This is a genomic window from Flavobacteriales bacterium, assembly GCA_016699575.1.
Classification (GTDB): Bacteria; Bacteroidota; Bacteroidia; order Flavobacteriales_F; family PHOS-HE28; genus PHOS-HE28.
This window is the reverse complement of the sequence record CP064979.1, coordinates 3,060,417-3,076,876: the sequence shown is the minus strand read 5'-3', so window position 1 is coordinate 3,076,876 and position 16,460 is coordinate 3,060,417. Positions and strand designations below refer to the sequence as shown.

Below are 16,460 nucleotides of genomic sequence, written 5' to 3'. Positions count from 1 at the left end.
ACTTTCAGCCGCACCTCATGCCGAATGGCCGCTTCCTTGTGCGAAAGCCGTTGAACGCGGTGCGATCGTCCCGGCCGCGCCGTGCCTTTCTTTCTCCACTGCGGCCATGGAAGCACCCACTGCGGCCAGGACCGGGCCGAACATCATGCCGAGCAACGGCAGTTTCATCACCAAGGCGAAGAGGGCACCGTTCATGAGCACCATGCCCCTGTTGGCCTTCAGCGCATCGATGCTTTCGCTCATGCGCAAACGGCGGCGCTCGCTCACGTAATCGAACATGCTGAAGCCGTAGAACCACGCCGAAACGATGAACAGGAACGGGGCCGTGAGCACCGCCAACGGCGGGAAAAAGAGCGTGACGACCCAGCAGCCGACCACCACGAACAGTTCAAGGATGCCGTTGCGCACCGCGATGAGCACTCCGCGCCAAACATCCTTGGCCAGCTGGCGCCAGCTGAAGGGGTAGTCGCGGCCAGTTAGGATCTGCTCGGTGCGTTCGCTCGCATAGGCCAGCATGGGGCTGAGCAGAACAAGAACGATGTACTTGTTCAGCGAGAAGAGCACGTAACCTACCATGATCTTCAACAGGATACCGACCACGACGACGCGCGCGCCCTCCAAGAAGGCCTTCACGGTGTTCCAAACGCCCTTGACGCCTTCGTGCACCGTAGGGTCGAAGGGGATGCTGAAGAGGGATGCCAGCCACTTGCTGAACTCGTCCACCGGACCACTGAGCATGGCCACCACCCCGAAAACAAGCAACAACCAAAGCACCACCGGGGCCAGGAACATCCACCACATGCGGTTGTCCAGGGCGAAGCCGAAGGCGCGGAAGAAGGTGGTGAAACCGAGTGAAAGGTCTTTCCTCATGGATGTGGCCGGATGCCGCGTGAAAGAACGCAACGCAGGGCGAATTAGCGCGGGCCAGGACCAAGCCGGGCCGAGCATTCCATGAACCGTCGCACGGCCCTACGACCGGCGCTGCGATCACATGCCCGCATTGCCGACCTTTGCCGCTTCCCATGGAACTGAGCCCGCTCACCGCCATCAGCCCCATCGACGGGCGCTACCGCAACCAGACCGCCGACCTGGGCCAGTGGTTCAGCGAGTGGGCGCTCATCCGCTACCGCCTTCAGGTGGAGCTGGACTACTTCGTCTTCCTCTGCGAACTGCCCCTACCCGAGCTGAAGGGCGCCAACTTGGATGGCATTGCGCGCATCCGTGAACGCATCACCAACCTCAGCCCCAACGATGCCGAGCGGATCAAGGAGATCGAACGCACCACCAACCACGACGTGAAAGCCGTGGAGTACTTCCTGAAGGAGTTGCTCGATGGTGCGGGACTTGGCGCGCACAAGGAGTTCGTGCACTTCGGGCTCACCAGCCAGGACGTGAACAACACCGCCCTGCCGCTCATGGTGAAGGACTTTCTCTTCCAACGCTACCTGCCCGATATGGTGGCCCTGCGCGATGCGCTGCACGGCCTGGCACTGGAGTGGGCCATGGTGCCCATGCTCGCACGCACGCACGGGCAGCCGGCATCGCCCACGCGGCTCGGCAAGGAGATCCAAGTGTTCGTTGAGCGGCTCGATGCCCAGGTGAAACTGCTGCGCGCCGTTCCCTTCAGTTGCAAATTCGGCGGGGCCACAGGCAATTTCAACGCGCACCATGCGGCCTATCCGGGCATCGATTGGGTGAAGGAAGCCGACCGTTTCTGTGACCAGAAGCTCGGCCTCGAACGCCAGCAGTTCACCACGCAGATCGAGCATTACGACAGCCTGGCAGCGCTCTTCGATGCGTGCCGAAGGATCAACACCATCCTCACTGACCTCTGCCGCGACGTGTGGAGCTACGTTTCCCTCGACTACTTCCGCCAGCGCGTGAAAGCCGGTGAGGTGGGCTCCTCAGCCATGCCCCACAAGGTGAACCCCATCGACTTCGAGAACGCGGAGGGTAATCTCGGCATCGCGAACGCGCTGTTCGCGCACCTCAGCGAGAAGCTGCCCATCAGCCGCCTGCAGCGCGACCTCACCGACAGCACGGTGACTCGCAACATCGGCGTGCCCCTAGCGCATACGGAGATCGCACTGCGCAGCATCCACAAGGGCCTGGGCAAGTTGCTCTTGAACGAAGCTGCGTTGAAGCGCGATCTGGACGGGCAGTGGGCCGTGGTGGCCGAGGGTATCCAAACGATCCTCCGCCGCGAAGGCTATCCGGAACCGTACGAAGCGCTGAAAGCCCTGACACGCGGCAAGGACAGGATCGGCGAGGAGGACATCCGCGCCTTCATCGACCATCTGGACGTGGATGACGCCGTGAAAGGCGAACTGCGCGCGCTCACACCGCACACGTACACCGGCATCGACCTTCTTGGCCGCGTGGTGGCTTGAGAGTTATTCGGTGCGCGACCTGAAGTAGGCGATCATGTCCGACGCCGGGATGTCGTCCATCCCTAATGCGCGCATCATCGTCACCAATTGCCCGCGGTGATAAGTACTGTGGTTGAAGCAGTGCAGAAGCATCTGCCAAACCGGGCTGCTGTGTTCGTTGCCGCGCAGGTCCTTGAATTGTACCACGCCCGCCAAAGCTCCATCATCGAGCGAAGCTGCATGATCGTGCAAAAGCGCGCAGTGCTTCAGCAGCGATCCGATGGCATCATCCGCCTCAGCTGGCCACGTGTAAGCCTCATTGCGCACGCGCTTCAGCCACACGTGTTCCGCATTGCGTATGTGCAGGAGCGTCTGGCGCAGCGTGGGGAAGCTGCTGGGCGTGTTGCGGTCCAGGAGTTCCGCTGGTTCGCGGTCCAGGCGCCGGACGAAGAGCGTGTTGGCCCACAGGTCGTACGCAGCGTATTGATCGATGAGCGTTCGTACTTGCATGATGGATGATCGTTGTGTTGCGGCGAAGTGGATAACTGTGTTGATACGGCAAGGCGTATCGGACTGGCGCCGCATCCGGCGCTCCTCTACGTTCGCGTTCACGAAGATGACGGAATGATCGCCACGCTGTTCGGGAAGAAAAAGATCACCGTGGACAAGCTGTCCAACGCCTTCGTGAACTCCATACTCGCCCTCACCGAGAACGGATTCCCCAATGTGGCCGCGGAACTCAGCGAAGCACCCGAGTTCGTCACCGCACCGTCGTTCGGCCCGGAGGACGAAGACCTTTTCGCGTTGATCGTCCTTGCCGGAAATCTCATGGAAGCACCGCGTTGGCTCAGTGCCGGGCAGGACAAGCGCTTCGTATCGCTCAGCATCAGCAAGTTCAGCGAGGCCACGGGGCGCGATTGCTCAAAGACCGAGGAGCAGGTGCAGGAGATGAAGAGCCTGATGGGAAGGCTCAACCACCCGAGCAAGAACCCGGTCTATGCCATGAGCAAGGCCGTCTTCCACCACTATGGCCTGTTCCGCTTCCAGGACGAGTACTTCCGCGAGCTGAAAGCACCGAACCCGATCGTGCTGCGCCGCATCGACACCCTCATGGCGTTCTTCCTCTGGAACTGGGAAGAATTCATGGGTGAGTACAAGGTGGTTTGAGGAAAGCTGAAAGAGGAGATCTGAAAGAGGAAAGCCGAGGCGGGCTTTCGGTTTTCAGCTTTCTGTTTTCACTTTTTCTCCTGCATCCCCAACTTCTCCACGCACATCTCCACGATGCGCTCACCAATGGAGAGGCACGCCGTGGCCGCGGGGGACGGCGCATTCAGCACATGGATGTGATTGCCGCGCGTTTCGATGCGGAAGTCATCCACCATGTTGCCATCGGTGCCGAGCAGCATGGCCCGCACGCCTGCGCGGCCGGGGTGGATATCATCCATCGTCAATGAAGGAACCAGCCGCTGGAGGGTCTTCAGGAAGAGCCGCTTGCTGAATGCCCTGCGGTATTCATCGATGCCGTAGCTCATGTTCTTGAAGAACAGTTTCCAGGTTCCGCGGTAGCTCAGCGCATCGGCCGTATCACGCAAACTGAAGTCGGTCTTGCCGTAGCCCTCGCGCTTGAAGGTGAACACGGCGTTCGGCCCGCATTCGATGCTGCCATCGGTCATGCGCGTGAAGTGCACGCCGAGGAAGGGGAAACGCGGGTCGGGCACAGGATAGATGAGGTGTTTCACCTTGTGCTTTGCCTGCTCGGTGAGCTCGTAGTAGTCGCCGCGGAAGCCGACGATGCGTTCATCGAGCGACGCGCCGTCCTGCCTGGCGAGGCGGTCGCTCTGCAAGCCACCGCAGAAGACCACGTAGCGGCCCTTGTACGTCGACTTGCTCGTGCTCACCGATGTCAAGTCTCCGTCCACCTGCGTGCCGGTCACCTCCTCCCCTAACAGCACTTTGCTACCGGTTCCCTTGCCAGCGGCCAGCTCCGTCATTTTCCTCGTCGCGCCTCGGAAATCAACGATACCGGTGCAGCCCACCCGGATGCCCGCAATGCCCGCGCAATGCGGTTCGATCTCCTTGATGCGGTCCGGGCCGATCATCTCCATGTCCTCGATGCCGTTGGCCTGGCCCGTGTTGAAGATCTTCTCCAAACGCGGCAGCTCTTCCTTGTCCGTTGCCACGATGATCTTGCCGCAGACGTCATGCGCCACCTGGTGCTCTTTGCAGAACGCGACCAGTTCACGACGGCCTTGCACGCAGTTCTTCGCCTTCCAGCTTCCGGGCTTGTAGTAGATCCCGCTGTGGATGACGCCACTGTTGTGGCCGGTCTGGTGATCGGCGAGTTCCTTTTCCTTTTCAATGAGCAGGATCCGGAACTGCGGGAACCGTGCCTGCAGCTTGTGCATGGTGGCTGCACCCACGATGCCGCCGCCAACGATGATCACGTCCCAATTGGTGTCTGCCATGCTCGTGCGCCGGAAAAGGCGGCGGCGAAAGTACCGGCCTTCACGAAGCAGCCTCTCCTACTTCCACCTTCGGAACGCGCAGCAGGAGGATGAGCCCGATGACGAAGAAGCTCCCAATGGCGATGACAGTGTTCCGCAGGTCCTCAGTAAGGTGGAAGACAAGCCCGTAAGCAAGCGTACCGAGCACCGTGCCCAAGTAGTAGCTGACGTCGTAGAAGCTGAAGAAGCTGGCCGTGTCCCGCGTGGGCGGCAGGAACTTGGCGTAGGTACTGCGGCTCAAGGCCTGGCAACCGCCCATGACCAGTCCCACGCAGCTGGCAAGGATGTAGAACTCGTTGGTCCACCGCGTGAAGTAGGCGCCGATACAGATCAGCACCCACGCGCTGACGCCCATCACCAAGGCCCTCACGTTGCCGAAGCGCGCGCTGAGCCGAACGAAGATGCTCGCCCCTACGGCTGCCACCAGTTGGATGAGCAGGATGCTGATGATCAGGCTCTCGTCCGCGATCTTGACGATGGCGCCGTTCTCGTCCACGCGTTTGATCTCCTGCTCGGCGAAGCTCACCGCGAGGTACATAACGGTTTGTATGCCCATGTTGAAGACGAAGAAGGCCAAGAGGAAACGCTTCAGCCGCACCGTGGCCTGCATCTGCCTCCACACTTTGCGCAGTTCCGCGTAGCCGTTCCAGAACACGCTATCCTTTCCTTCCACGACAGGCGTCCGTTTCGGCAGGCGACGGAAAGCGATCTGCGCGAACGCTGCCCACCAAATGGCCACGGTGATGAAGGTTGCGCGCGCAGGCACGCCGCCGTACGACACGCCCCCAATGGTGATCTCATCCGGAAGTCCGAACACCTTCGGCATCATCACCATGAGCAAGTTGACGATGAGCAGAATGACGCTACCGATGTAGCCCATAGTGTAGCCACGGGCGCTCACCTTGTCGTGCTGGTCCTTTCCTGCTATATCCACCAGGAAGGCATCGTAGAACACCAAACTGCCACTGAACCCGATGCAGGCCATGGCCACCAGCGCCAAACCCCACCAAATTCCATCGAAGGTGAAGAAGGCCAGACCCGCACAGGACGCAGCACCCACGTAGCAGAAGGCTTTGAGATAGGCCAGCTTGTTGCCGCGACTGTCAGCAATGCCGCTCAGCAAGGGTGCAATGAAGGCCACGATGAGGAAACCGGCCGAAAGCGCGTAGGAATAGAGCGACTGCGCCGGAATGCCGATCGGGCCTTCGCGCACAAGGTCAACACCGTCCTTCTTGGTGATGCCCGCATAGAAGAGCGGGAACACCGCGCTGGTGATGGTGAGCGAATAAACCGAGTTGGCCCAGTCGTAGAACGTCCACGCGCGGATGACCTTGGGATCGTTCTTCTGCATGGTGATGGACCGGCCGGGAAAGTAGCCGCCAACACGAACGCCCGGCTTGGGGCCGGGCGTTCGTGTTCTTGTTGCTGGGGATTACTGGAGGATGTCCACTTCCACGCGGCGGTTCTTGCTCAGGGCAACATCGTCATCGCCGCCGTCCGCCGGGCTCTCGTGGCCTGCACTTGCCGTGGTGATACGCTCGCCCTCAACACCGGCCTCAACCAGCGCTGCCTTCACTTCGTCCGCCCGCTCTTTGGCCATTTCGGTAAGGTCGGGGCGCATCCGGATGCGGTCGTGCTCGAGCGCGTCGCTGTGACCGGTGAGCTTGATCTTGATCTCCTTGTTCTCCGTCATCAACTTGGCCATGTCGGCAATGATCTGGTCCATGGACCCGTCGATGCTTCGGGTGAAGCGCTTGAAGTAGATGGTGGCTTGTTCAATGGCATCCACGGGCTTCAGGTTCAACGGCAGTGCCACCTTCTTGCTGTAGATGAACTCGCTCTCGGCCTTGTCGAGCTGCGTGCACGAGCACTCGCTCATCAGCTTGATCGGCCAAACGTTGATGTCGTCGATGAAGTAGTAGGCGTCGAGCGTTTGCTGGCGGGTTTCGCCCTTGGGGCGCTTTGCTTTGCCGGTAACGGTCTTTTCATTGGACGCGAAGTTCCCGATGATCATGTACTGCTCATCGCCCTGAGCCTCGTACACACCGCATACACCCTTCCAGCCGAACTGATCGCCGTAGATCTCGGTGCGCAGGTTGGGCACCTGGGCATTGTAGGTGAGGGACATGTTGTCGTCCTTGTTCACCAGCATCTTGCTCATGAAAACGCCCAGCTCGTTGCTGCTGTACTTGCTCAGGTCGCTCAGGCTCACGTAGTAGCGCACGCAGTATTTCTGGCCCTTCTTCAGCACCTTTTTCAGTTTGGCTTGCAGGTACGTGCGCGGAGCTTTGTTCTGGTAGCTCCACCAACGGAGGCCGGCGTAGTTGGTGCCCTTCAGGGCGCTCTGGTCGCCGAACTGGCTGCGCGGTGCGCTGATCGGGGAGTTGGCGACCGTCTCGCTCAGGAGATCAGCTTTTGCCGCTGTGGGGCTCTTCCAACCCTTGGCCATTTCGATGCTGCCCAATCGCTTGAGCTTGCCTTCCACCTCCTCGAAACTGCCGTTGGGCACCAGGTTCAACGAGTCGGGGTTAGGGGTTTCCTGGGCGAGGAGCACTGAGCCGGAAGCAAAGGCCGAGGCCAAGAGGAACGAGCGGGGAGTGAAGTTCATGCGTTGCGTTCGGGGGTGAAGCCCGCGGCCAAAATAGCGATGCAGGCGGGCGCCGTTTGCAAGCCGCGTGCCCGAAAGGCAACACGGGGTTGGGGGCAGGCGTCTACATTAGCCCACCAACCTAGTGACCATGAGCAAGGTGATGAAGATGCTGGCCCTAGTGGCCCTGTTGCTGCCCGGCGCGATGAACGCGCAACGGGGCTTCAAATTCGGCGTGAAGGCCGGCCTTAATCTGACCACTATGCCCACCACCGACCGGTCGTGGCTGGAGATCAATGAGGGCTTCGTTAGGACGCCGAAGTACAAGGCGGGCGCCCACGTCGGCCCGACCATCAGCCTCGGTTTCGGCCGCCATGGCAACGCAAGCCTTGTAACGGACCTGCTCTTCAGCATGAAAGGCGGCACCTACGTGTACGAGGACTACTACACGCTGGGGAGCGACACGGTGAACAAGAAGTACGATCACAAGGAAACGGTGACGCGGATGTGCATCGACTGGCCGATCCTGTTCCGTTACCGTTTGAACATGGGTGTTTACGGTGAAGCCGGGATCTACACCTCCATTGCAGCGGCCACCAAGTTCTCCACGGACGACAGCCGCTATGACACCGATGAACTGTACAACTATGTGGACATCGAGGAATCGCAGTACATCCCTCTGGACGTCGGCTTCACCTTCGGGGCAGGCTGGATCTCCAAAGGGGGCTTCGGCCTAGGGCTGCGCGGTTTCATGGGCATGATGGACCAGTACAATACGTATACGTTGTTCGTCAATTCGCTGACCAAGCCCTCCGGCCGAACGATCAACATGGGGCTGCAGTTCGGCGCCACGTATTACTTCGGCTGGGAGACCAAGCGCCGTCGTTGAGCCCTTACGCACGGCAATACTGAGCGCTCCAGCACGTTGTTAGGCCGTTCACACGAACGCCTGACTTGCGACCGCGAACGCTCCTGTTCCTCCTCCCCTTCGCGACCACCTCCGGTGCGCAGACCGGCATCGGTGCGTTGGTAGGCTACAGCCGCAACGACCATTGGTTCCGGTCGAACGTGGGCCTGGGCGCTTGCGCTGAGCACGCGTTCCGCAATGAACGCTTGGCGATCCGCGCTGCACTGTTCGCGCACCTGCCGGTCCAAGGTCGCCACGAAGGGGCGTTCAACGGGGATCCGCAACCGGTGAGCTTCGCCAGCGGGGCTGATTCCTAATACCTACGACCGGTACTGGAGCGTGGCGGTAGACCTGGAACCGCTTTTCCGCTTCGGCACGATCGGTGCTTCCGGATTGCAGCTGTGGGGGTGTGCCGGGATCGGCTATCGGCACGAACGCTACGATTTCGAGACACGGACCAGCGATGCTGTGACCGGTGCACCGATCGTGCGGTCGGGCCGTTCATTGCGCGACCGATGGGCGCACCGGGCCGGACTGGAATTGCGCTACGGTTGGCGACCATCCCAAGTGTTCCTCGGCCTCATCTGCGATCCGTTCACCTACCTGCCCGATGATCCGGAAGGCACCCCACTGGTGTGGTTCCAGGAATACGGCTTGCGTTTCGGTTTCGTGCATACCATACTTCACAACAAGAAAGACCATGGGCCGAGCCGTTGAACACCGCTTTGCAGCTACGATCATCACGCTTGTTGGCCTGGGTCCAACACTCTCGGCCCAGTGGTCCGGTGGTGCCTTCGTTTCCGCGGGCACCGACCATACATGGGGGCGCGGTGGCACCATGGGCGGTCTGCTCGTGGAAGGCCGGGTGAAGGACACCACATGGTTCGTGCTCCGCGGCTCAACGGCGTTCCATTGGCCAAGCACGTGGTCCACAGCGTCGAACTATTCGATACCCGGTGAACCGCCCAACGAGGTGATGGAGGTTCATCGTTACGTGCTCAACAGGTTCGACGCCGCAGTGGATGTGAAGGTGCCCTACGGCTGCACGTTCTGCCCGAACGGTTATTTCCGGGGCGGCTATCTGATGGTAGGTGCCGGTTGGCGCCACGCATGGCTACGCGATGAACGCACGCTGACCGACGCATTGGGCATCAACGCAGTGTCCGCGAAGGACCGGGGCTATGACCAAGCCTTGGTGCGGCTCACTGGTGGAGCCGAGATCAACGGTCCTTGGGGCGGCGTCTTCGGTGAGATCATGTTCACCGCCGCCAACAGCCTGTTTTCCAGCACAAGGCACATCGTGTTCGTGAACACCTTGACCGCCACGGTAGGTTATCGCTTCAGCTTGAAACGGCTACCAGCGCCACCCGAAGAAGAGTGATCAGCCCTTCTGCTGCGCGCGGATGATGTTGAGCGCACCGCCGGCCTTGAACCACTCGATCTGTTGATCGTTGTACGTGTGGTTCACCAGGATGCTGTCCTTCGAGCCGTCCTTGTGCTTCAGCACGAGCGTCAGCGGCTTGCCGGGCGCGAACGAAGTGAGGTCCGTGAAGTCGATGCGGTCGTCCTCCTGGATCTTGTCGTAGTCGGCTTCGTTGCTGAAGGTGAGGGCGAGCATGCCCTGCTTCTTCAGGTTGGTCTCGTGGATCCGTGCGAAGCTCTTCACCAGCACGGCGGCCACACCTAGGTGCCGCGGCTGCATGGCGGCGTGCTCGCGGCTTGAACCTTCGCCATAGTTCTGATCGCCCACTACGATGCTCGTGATGCCTGCGGCTTTGTAAGCGCGCTGCGTCGCCGGCACCGGACCGTATTCGCCGGTGAGCTGGTTCTTCACCTTGTCGGCCTCGCCGTTGAAGGCGTTCGTGGCCCCGATCAGCGTGTTGTTGCTGATGTTGTCGAGATGTCCGCGGTAGCGCAGCCAGGTACCGGCCATGCTGATGTGGTCCGTGGTGCACTTGCCTTTGGCCTTGATCAGCAGCACCGCATCGCTGATGTTCTTCCCGTTCCATGCGGGGAAGGGTTCGAGCAGTTGCAATCGCTGACTGTCGGGCTTCACCACCACGTTCACTTTGCTGCCATCGGCCGCTGGTGCCTGGTAGCCGGCATCTTCCACTGCGAAGCCTTTCGGGGGCAATTCCCAGCCGGTGGGTTCGGCCAGCTTCACTTGCTCACCCTTGTCGTTGGTGAGCGTATCGCGCACCGGATCGAAGGTGAGCTTGCCGCTGAGGGCGATGGCTGCCACCATTTCCGGCGAGGCCACGAAGGCATGCGTGTTGGGATTGCCGTCCGCGCGCTTCGCGAAGTTCCGGTTGAAGGAGTGGACGATGGAATTCTTCTCCTGTTTGTCGGCACCCTCGCGCGCCCACTGGCCGATGCAAGGACCACAGGCATTGGTGAAGATGGTGGCGCCGCTTTTCTCGAAGGTCTCGATGAACCCATCGCGCTCGATAGTGGAGCGTACCTGTTCGGAGCCGGGGTTGATGCCCAAGTGCGACTTCGGCTTCACGCCTTTGCTCACCGCGTCGGCCACGATGCTGGCGGCGCGGCTGATGTCCTCGTAGCTGCTGTTGGTGCAGGAACCGATCAGCGCCCACTCGATGTCCACCGGCCAGTCGTTCTTGGCGGCCTTCGCCTTCATCTCGCTCACCGGCGTGGCCAGGTCGGGCGTGAAGGGACCGTTCAGGTGCGGGCTCAGCGTGCTCAGGTCGATCTCGATCACCTGGTCGAAGTACTTGGCCGGGTCGGCGTACACCTCGGGATCACCGGTGAGGTCGCCAGCGATGCCATCGGCGAGAGCGGCCACTTCTGTGCGGCCGGTGGCCTTCAGGTAGCGGCGCATGCTGTCATCGTACCCGAAAGTGCTGGTTGTGGCACCGATCTCAGCGCCCATGTTGGCGATGGTGCCTTTGCCGGTACAGCTCATGCTCACGGCGCCTTCCCCGAAGTACTCCACGATCGCACCGGTTCCGCCCTTCACCGTGAGGATGCCGGCGACTTTCAGGATCACGTCCTTCGGTGCGGTCCAACCGTTCAGCTTGCCTGTGAGCTTCACGCCGATGAGCTTGGGGAACTTGAGCTCCCACGGAAGGCCGCTCATCACGTCGCACGCATCCGCACCGCCCACGCCGATGGCCACCATGCCGAGACCGCCGGCGTTCACCGTGTGGCTGTCGGTACCGATCATCATGCCGCCGGGGAAGGCGTAGTTCTCCAGCATCACCTGGTGGATGATGCCCGCGCCGGGTTTCCAGAAGCCGATGCCGTACTTGTTGCTGATGCTCTCCAGGAAGTTGAAGACCTCGTTGCTCTTGTTGAGCGCCTCCTGCAGGTCCTGCTTCGCTCCCACCCGCGCTTGGATCAAGTGATCGCAGTGCACGGTGCTGGGCACGGCAACCTTGGGGCGACCAGTGGTGCTGAACTGCAACAGGGCCATCTGCGCGGTGGCGTCCTGCATGGTCACCCGGTCCGGCGCGAAATCGACATAGTCCTTCCCGCGGCCGAACGCTTGCTTCGCCTCACCGTCCCAGAGGTGGGCATAGAGGATCTTCTCGGTAAGCGTAAGCGGCTTGCCTACGGCCTTGCGGGCAGCGGCAATACGCGAAGGGAAGCGGCTGTAGACCGCCTTGATCATGTCGAGGTCGAAGATCTGGCTCATTTACGGATGCGGATGGGTTTTGCTCGCCTGCCTGCAGGCGGCCGCGAAGGTAGCCTCAGCGTGCATCGCGAAAACCCACCTGCCGCTGCGTCTATCCACAGACGGCTGCCCGTCGATCCGGATGCGACTTCCGGCGTCCAATAGCAACAAGGGATCGATCCGCAAGTAGCTTCGGCGTCGTCCCCATGACCACTGCACTGCGTTCAGGAAACAGCGCTCGCAAGCGCCTGTTCTGGTCAGCCGCGCTGATCAGCGCAACGGTGCTCGGGGTGCTGTGGGCCAGCCGCGTCGATCCGGTGAACCACAAACAGCTCGTGACGGTGGCGGTGACCGTCGACTGCCTAGTAATGGCGGGTCTGCTCACGCTCCTTTGGAAGGCGCGGCGGGGGTTCGGCGTTCAGCATTGATCAATCGAGCCGTTCGGGGAAATTGTCCGGTGCGGGTTCCGTTGTGGAAGCGGGCATATGCTCGCGCCCGAACCAGCGCACCCGGCGGAAATGGAACACGCCGCTGTAGATGAACGCACCGATGAGGCATCCAGTGGCAATGGCCGTTAGGGTGAAAAGGAACTGGAGGATGTTCATCGCCGTGCCCGTGCCGGTTGTGGTGATACTGGTCACGCTTTCCAAACCGAGCGAGCCGGGCGCCAGAAGCCAGAAAGCGGGCAGGAAGGTGATCAATGCGGGCGGTCCATTGAAGCGGTATTCGATCGTCAATGCGCTCACCGTCATGAGCACGGCACCGAAGAACGCCGTCGATGCGCCGTCGAGCACCAGATCGCTGAGCGTTTGGCCCAGGTAGGCCATCAGCATGGTGGCGATCATCCACACGAGCGAACGGGCCCGGCTGCTCTTGTAGAGGTGCAGCCCCACGGCGAACAGGAGCACGCCTAGCCAAGGCATCCACAAGGCGAGGCGTTCATCCACCGGCAAATGGGTCACCGTGGGTAAGCCGCCAAAGGCATGGAAGCCGCCAAGGATGCCAAAGGCCAGCAGGATCAACTGCGCGAACCCGGCCACCAAGCGCGTGGCACCGCTCACCACGTTGGCGAACGCAAGTTCAACGATGGCCACCGTAAGCATGCTACCGGGCAGGAACACGATGAGCGGCGGTATGAGGAGATCCATGACCGGCTGCTCGAAACCCATCCGGTACGCAAGTGCCACGGCTGACGAAAGCACGAAGGCCGCAACAACCGGCATCACCGCGCTCCACGACGGTTGGCGACGCACCATGACCAGCAGCAGGGCACAGACCAGTCCGAGCACGCTCACAGCGCTCAACGCCTGCCATGTGGGCCTGATCATGAGGCCAACGCCGATGGTGGTGATCAGGTAACCGAACACGAAGCCCACATCGCGGTAGCGGTGCTTCATCTTCCAAATGGCATCCAAGCGACGAAGACCTTCGGATGGCGTGATCCTCCCGCTGCGGGCATCGCGCGCCACCGTCAGCACGCCTTCGATCTGATCGAAGCGCAGGCCACCGGAGCGATAAGGCCCCAAGGTGAGCTGCAGGCGATGCTCCGTGCCGTCCTCCAATTGCAGGAACATCACCGTGGGCAGCACCGAGGCCGTGAGGTCGTGCACGCCGTTGCGGTGCGCGATCTGGCCGAGGTCCCGTTCGATCAGCGCCACGGCATTGCCCGCCGCAAGCTCTGCCTGGCCCAAGCGGCTCAGGAAACGCAATAGCGTGGTGCGGTCAGTGGTGCTCATGTTGAAACCACATGAAACGCATCCAACGGGTATGACCCCTTGATGCGCGCCCCAAGTCCGGGGCCTTCGGGGATCGTGATGGTTCCCGCACTTCCGTATGTGATGCCGCCCTCCACCGGGTCCTCGGTGAACATCAGTGGCGTATCCATATCGCAATACTGCACGCATGAACTGGTCGTTGCCAATGCAGCGGCGGCGCTCCATGCCAACCTCGATTCCAGGAATCCGCCCACCTGCACGGACATACCGGCGGCCTCGGCCAACGCGATGATCTTGCGTGCTTTGTGCAGTCCACCGCTCTTGCCCAGTTTGATGTTGAACCGCTGGCATGCGCCCAATGCGATGAGCCGCTCGGCGTCGCGGTGATCGCAGCAGCTTTCATCGGCCATGATGGGGATCGGCGATGCCTCTTTCACGCCGCGCAGCTCCATGAACTGCCACCGCGGGATGGGCTCTTCACAATGCTGGATGCCCGCATCGCGCAAAGCGTTCAACACGAGGATCGCTTGCTCCGTCGACCAGCCTTGATTGGCATCGATGCGCAACGGGATGCGTTCGCCGATGGCACTTCGAATTGCCAGGATGCGCTGGATGTCTTCGTTCGGATCACCACCGACCTTCACTTTGACCACCGTGAAGCCCGCATCGACGATCGCCCGCGCATCCTGCGCCATCCGTTCAGGGCTTCCGATGCTCACCGTATAGTCCGTCACGAGTTGTAACCTTCGGTCACCACCAAGGAAGTCGGCCAAGGGCTTGCCAGCGTGCTGTGCTGCGATATCGTGCAAGGCAATGTCGAACGCGCTCTTGATGCTGTTGTTGCCGAAGATGAGGCGGTCCATGACGGCATGAGCCCCATCAATGTCCAGCGCATCACGGCGCAACATGGCCTGGGCCAAATGAGCGCCAACAGCAACGCAGGTTCCGACCGTCTCACCATTGATGGCCCAAAACGGATTGCACTCGCCTTGACCGACCAAGCCGTCCTCGGTGTCAATGATCACGACCACGCTTTCCACCTTGTGGAGCGAACCCAACGAAGTGATGAAGGGCGCCTTGAGCGGAATGCTCAGTTGGTCGAGTGCGATACGGATGATGCGAGCGGGCACGGCGCGAAGGTGCATGGACTGATCGGAACGCCTCCTATGTTCGTTGCCTACCAACGGGATCAACAGAGCACATGCACGCCGGACGACGGTTCACGACACGCGAAGTCCTGTATTGGACACGCCGCGACATCTACTGGTTCCTCCTCCTGGCCATCGTACCCACGGTGCTGTACGAAGTGGCCGGCCTGAAGTGGCTCACCCTGCCGTGGGTACCCATCGCCTTGGTGGGCACTGCGGTGGCCTTTCTCACCGGCTTCAAGAACAATGCCTGCTATGATCGTTTGTGGGAGGCCCGCCAGATCTACGGTGCCATTGTCAACACCAGCAGGAGCTGGGGTATCATGGTAGTGGACTTCATTACCGCCAAGCACGCGGGAGCGTCGGTAAGCGAGGCGGAACTGCAGCGCATCCACACGCGGCTCATCCATCGGCACCTGGCCTGGTTGCATGCGTTGCGCTTCCAGCTTCGGCAACCCCGGGTTTGGGAGCATTTGGTCAAATCGTACAACCGCGAATACCGCAAGTGGTACACCATCGACGAAGTGGAGAACAAACTGGAGGATGCGCTCAGCGGGCTGATCACAGCAGATGAGCAAGCGAGGGTCCTCGCCAAAAGCAACCGGGCCACCCAGCTCATTGCCGAGCAATCACGCGATCTGCGTGAACTCCTGGACCGCGGCCTGATCGAGGACTTCCGCCACATGGAACTGGAGAAGCTCCTCGTTGACCTCTACACGCAGCAGGGCAAGTGCGAACGCATCAAGAACTTCCCCTACCCCAAGCAGTACGGCACGCTCAACCTCATGTTCACCAGGCTCTTCACCAATCTGGTACCCTTCGGTATGCTGAACGAATTCGCCAAAGTGGGCGATGGGTTCGTGTGGCTCACCATCCCGTTCAGTGCGCTGGTGGCCTGGGTCTTCAACATGATGGAGAAGATCGGCGAAGCCAGTGAGAATCCCTTCGAGGGCGGTGCCAACGACGTGCCCATCACGGCCATCACACGCACCATCGAGATCGACCTGCGCGAGATGCTCGGCGAGAAGGATGTGCCCAAACCGCTGGCACCGGTGAACAACATCCTCATGTGAGGAAACACGCCAACGAAGAAGGGCCGCCTCGTGGCAGCCCTTCCAAGTAATTGCGTTCTGCGATCACTCCTCCACCACCTCGAAGGGGATGGTGCGCACCACCTCGCGGTGGAAGGCGACCTCAGCCTCGTACTTGCCGAGGGTCTTGATCATATCGCCCTTGAGCTTGATGCTCTTGCGGTCCACCTCGAAGCCGAGCGCGCGGATGGCGTCAGCGATCTGGATGGTGTTCACGCTGCCGAAGATCTTGCCCTTCTCGCCGGCCTTGGCGCCGATCTTCAGGGTCTTGGCTGCGAGCCCGTCGGCCATCTTCTCGGCTTCCGCCTTGATCTTGGCTTCCTTGTGGGCACGCTGCTTCATCGTTTCGGCCAGCTGCTTCTTCTCGCTCTCCGTTGCGCTCACGGCCAGGCCGCGGGGCAACAGGAAATTGCGGGCATACCCGTCGCGCACTTTCACCACGTCGTTGGCGTAGCCCAAGTGCTCCACGTCTTTCTTCAGGATGACTTCCATGGGTCGGTCGTGT

The 16,460-nt window shown here is 61.1% G+C and carries 17 protein-coding genes; 8 read left to right on the top strand and 9 right to left on the bottom strand.

The window, feature by feature from the left end; genetic code table 11:
- Window positions 1–15: 15 nt before the first annotated feature.
- The gene (locus IPJ76_12835; protein QQR85491.1) at window positions 16–870 is read right to left on the bottom strand and encodes an EI24 domain-containing protein; all 855 of its coding nucleotides are present in this window, start codon (window positions 868–870) and stop codon (window positions 16–18) included.
- Window positions 871–1,022: 152 nt separating this feature from the next.
- Between IPJ76_12835 and purB the strand changes: the two genes are divergently transcribed.
- Entirely contained in the window at window positions 1,023–2,390 is a 1,368-nt protein-coding gene (purB, locus tag IPJ76_12830; protein ID QQR85490.1) for an adenylosuccinate lyase, read from the top strand.
- 3 nt (window positions 2,391–2,393) lie between these two features.
- On the opposite strand, the gene IPJ76_12825 is transcribed toward purB, so the two are convergent.
- Window positions 2,394–2,879: a DinB family protein gene (locus tag IPJ76_12825; protein ID QQR85489.1), complete on the bottom strand. Its 486-nt coding sequence runs from the start codon at window positions 2,877–2,879 to the stop codon at window positions 2,394–2,396.
- A gap of 114 nt (window positions 2,880–2,993) precedes the next feature.
- Between IPJ76_12825 and IPJ76_12820 the strand changes: the two genes are divergently transcribed.
- Window positions 2,994–3,536 (top strand): hypothetical protein, encoded by a 543-nt coding sequence (locus tag IPJ76_12820; protein ID QQR85488.1) that lies wholly within the window; start codon window positions 2,994–2,996, stop codon window positions 3,534–3,536.
- 68 nt (window positions 3,537–3,604) lie between these two features.
- On the opposite strand, the gene lhgO is transcribed toward IPJ76_12820, so the two are convergent.
- The 3 genes from lhgO to IPJ76_12805 form a co-directional block, all read right to left on the bottom strand.
- Entirely contained in the window at window positions 3,605–4,834 is a 1,230-nt protein-coding gene (lhgO, locus tag IPJ76_12815; GenBank protein ID QQR85487.1) for an L-2-hydroxyglutarate oxidase, read from the bottom strand.
- A 40-nt stretch (window positions 4,835–4,874) separates the two neighbouring features.
- Window positions 4,875–6,224 carry an MFS transporter gene (locus IPJ76_12810; protein QQR85486.1) on the bottom strand — a complete coding sequence of 450 codons (1,350 nt, stop codon included), beginning with the start codon at window positions 6,222–6,224 and terminating at the stop codon, window positions 4,875–4,877.
- Between the two features lie 81 nt (window positions 6,225–6,305).
- Window positions 6,306–7,481, bottom strand: a complete 1,176-nt coding sequence (locus tag IPJ76_12805; protein ID QQR85485.1) for an OmpA family protein — start codon at window positions 7,479–7,481, stop codon at window positions 6,306–6,308.
- Window positions 7,482–7,611: 130 nt separating this feature from the next.
- On the opposite strand from IPJ76_12805, the gene IPJ76_12800 reads away from it, so the two are divergent.
- The 4 genes from IPJ76_12800 (at window position 7,612) to IPJ76_12785 (ending at window position 9,748) form a co-directional block, all read left to right on the top strand.
- On the top strand, window positions 7,612–8,349 hold the full coding sequence (locus IPJ76_12800; protein QQR85484.1) for a PorT family protein: 738 nt from the start codon (window positions 7,612–7,614) through the stop codon (window positions 8,347–8,349).
- A gap of 65 nt (window positions 8,350–8,414) precedes the next feature.
- Window positions 8,415–8,684 carry a hypothetical protein gene (locus IPJ76_12795; GenBank protein ID QQR85483.1) on the top strand — a complete coding sequence of 90 codons (270 nt, stop codon included), beginning with the start codon at window positions 8,415–8,417 and terminating at the stop codon, window positions 8,682–8,684.
- 22 nt (window positions 8,685–8,706) lie between these two features.
- Window positions 8,707–9,084 (top strand): hypothetical protein, encoded by a 378-nt coding sequence (locus IPJ76_12790; GenBank protein QQR85482.1) that lies wholly within the window; start codon window positions 8,707–8,709, stop codon window positions 9,082–9,084.
- Window positions 9,068–9,748 (top strand): hypothetical protein, encoded by a 681-nt coding sequence (locus tag IPJ76_12785; protein ID QQR85481.1) that lies wholly within the window; start codon window positions 9,068–9,070, stop codon window positions 9,746–9,748. Before IPJ76_12790 ends, IPJ76_12785 begins: the two co-directional genes overlap by 17 nt.
- On the opposite strand, the gene IPJ76_12780 is transcribed toward IPJ76_12785, so the two are convergent.
- Window positions 9,749–12,022 (bottom strand): aconitate hydratase, encoded by a 2,274-nt coding sequence (locus tag IPJ76_12780; GenBank protein QQR85480.1) that lies wholly within the window; start codon window positions 12,020–12,022, stop codon window positions 9,749–9,751. It lies immediately after the preceding gene.
- Window positions 12,023–12,207: 185 nt separating this feature from the next.
- On the opposite strand from IPJ76_12780, the gene IPJ76_12775 reads away from it, so the two are divergent.
- Window positions 12,208–12,429 carry a hypothetical protein gene (locus tag IPJ76_12775; GenBank protein ID QQR85479.1) on the top strand — a complete coding sequence of 74 codons (222 nt, stop codon included), beginning with the start codon at window positions 12,208–12,210 and terminating at the stop codon, window positions 12,427–12,429.
- Here the strand turns inward: IPJ76_12775 and IPJ76_12770 are convergent, their stop codons facing one another.
- Both IPJ76_12770 and IPJ76_12765 read right to left on the bottom strand, forming a co-directional pair.
- Window positions 12,430–13,737 carry a threonine/serine exporter family protein gene (locus IPJ76_12770; GenBank protein QQR85478.1) on the bottom strand — a complete coding sequence of 436 codons (1,308 nt, stop codon included), beginning with the start codon at window positions 13,735–13,737 and terminating at the stop codon, window positions 12,430–12,432.
- On the bottom strand, window positions 13,734–14,861 hold the full coding sequence (locus tag IPJ76_12765; GenBank protein ID QQR85477.1) for a dipeptide epimerase: 1,128 nt from the start codon (window positions 14,859–14,861) through the stop codon (window positions 13,734–13,736). Before IPJ76_12765 ends, IPJ76_12770 begins: the two co-directional genes overlap by 4 nt.
- A 56-nt stretch (window positions 14,862–14,917) precedes the next feature.
- Between IPJ76_12765 and IPJ76_12760 the strand changes: the two genes are divergently transcribed.
- Window positions 14,918–15,937, top strand: a complete 1,020-nt coding sequence (locus IPJ76_12760) for a multidrug transporter (protein ID QQR85476.1) — start codon at window positions 14,918–14,920, stop codon at window positions 15,935–15,937.
- Between the two features lie 63 nt (window positions 15,938–16,000).
- Here the strand turns inward: IPJ76_12760 and IPJ76_12755 are convergent, their stop codons facing one another.
- A complete protein-coding gene (locus IPJ76_12755) occupies window positions 16,001–16,447 on the bottom strand; it encodes a 50S ribosomal protein L9 (protein ID QQR85475.1) in 447 nt (148 codons plus the stop codon).
- Between the last annotated feature and the right edge of the window lie 13 nt (window positions 16,448–16,460).

Bases quoted from the DNA above. Each gene is read 5' to 3' on its own strand.
- IPJ76_12835 (QQR85491.1), bottom strand. From the start codon at position 870: ATGAGGAAAGACCTTTCACTCGGTTTCACCACCTTCTTCCGCGCCTTC.
- purB (QQR85490.1), top strand. From the start codon at position 1,023: ATGGAACTGAGCCCGCTCACCGCCATCAGCCCCATCGACGGGCGCTAC.
- IPJ76_12825 (QQR85489.1), bottom strand. From the start codon at position 2,879: ATGCAAGTACGAACGCTCATCGATCAATACGCTGCGTACGACCTGTGG.
- IPJ76_12820 (QQR85488.1), top strand. From the start codon at position 2,994: ATGATCGCCACGCTGTTCGGGAAGAAAAAGATCACCGTGGACAAGCTG.
- lhgO (QQR85487.1), bottom strand. From the start codon at position 4,834: ATGGCAGACACCAATTGGGACGTGATCATCGTTGGCGGCGGCATCGTG.
- IPJ76_12810 (QQR85486.1), bottom strand. From the start codon at position 6,224: ATGCAGAAGAACGATCCCAAGGTCATCCGCGCGTGGACGTTCTACGAC.
- IPJ76_12805 (QQR85485.1), bottom strand. From the start codon at position 7,481: ATGAACTTCACTCCCCGCTCGTTCCTCTTGGCCTCGGCCTTTGCTTCC.
- IPJ76_12800 (QQR85484.1), top strand. From the start codon at position 7,612: ATGAGCAAGGTGATGAAGATGCTGGCCCTAGTGGCCCTGTTGCTGCCC.
- IPJ76_12785 (QQR85481.1), top strand. From the start codon at position 9,068: ATGGGCCGAGCCGTTGAACACCGCTTTGCAGCTACGATCATCACGCTT.
- IPJ76_12780 (QQR85480.1), bottom strand. From the start codon at position 12,022: ATGAGCCAGATCTTCGACCTCGACATGATCAAGGCGGTCTACAGCCGC.
- IPJ76_12775 (QQR85479.1), top strand. From the start codon at position 12,208: ATGACCACTGCACTGCGTTCAGGAAACAGCGCTCGCAAGCGCCTGTTC.
- IPJ76_12770 (QQR85478.1), bottom strand. From the start codon at position 13,737: ATGAGCACCACTGACCGCACCACGCTATTGCGTTTCCTGAGCCGCTTG.
- IPJ76_12765 (QQR85477.1), bottom strand. From the start codon at position 14,861: ATGCACCTTCGCGCCGTGCCCGCTCGCATCATCCGTATCGCACTCGAC.
- IPJ76_12760 (QQR85476.1), top strand. From the start codon at position 14,918: ATGCACGCCGGACGACGGTTCACGACACGCGAAGTCCTGTATTGGACA.
- IPJ76_12755 (QQR85475.1), bottom strand. From the start codon at position 16,447: ATGGAAGTCATCCTGAAGAAAGACGTGGAGCACTTGGGCTACGCCAAC.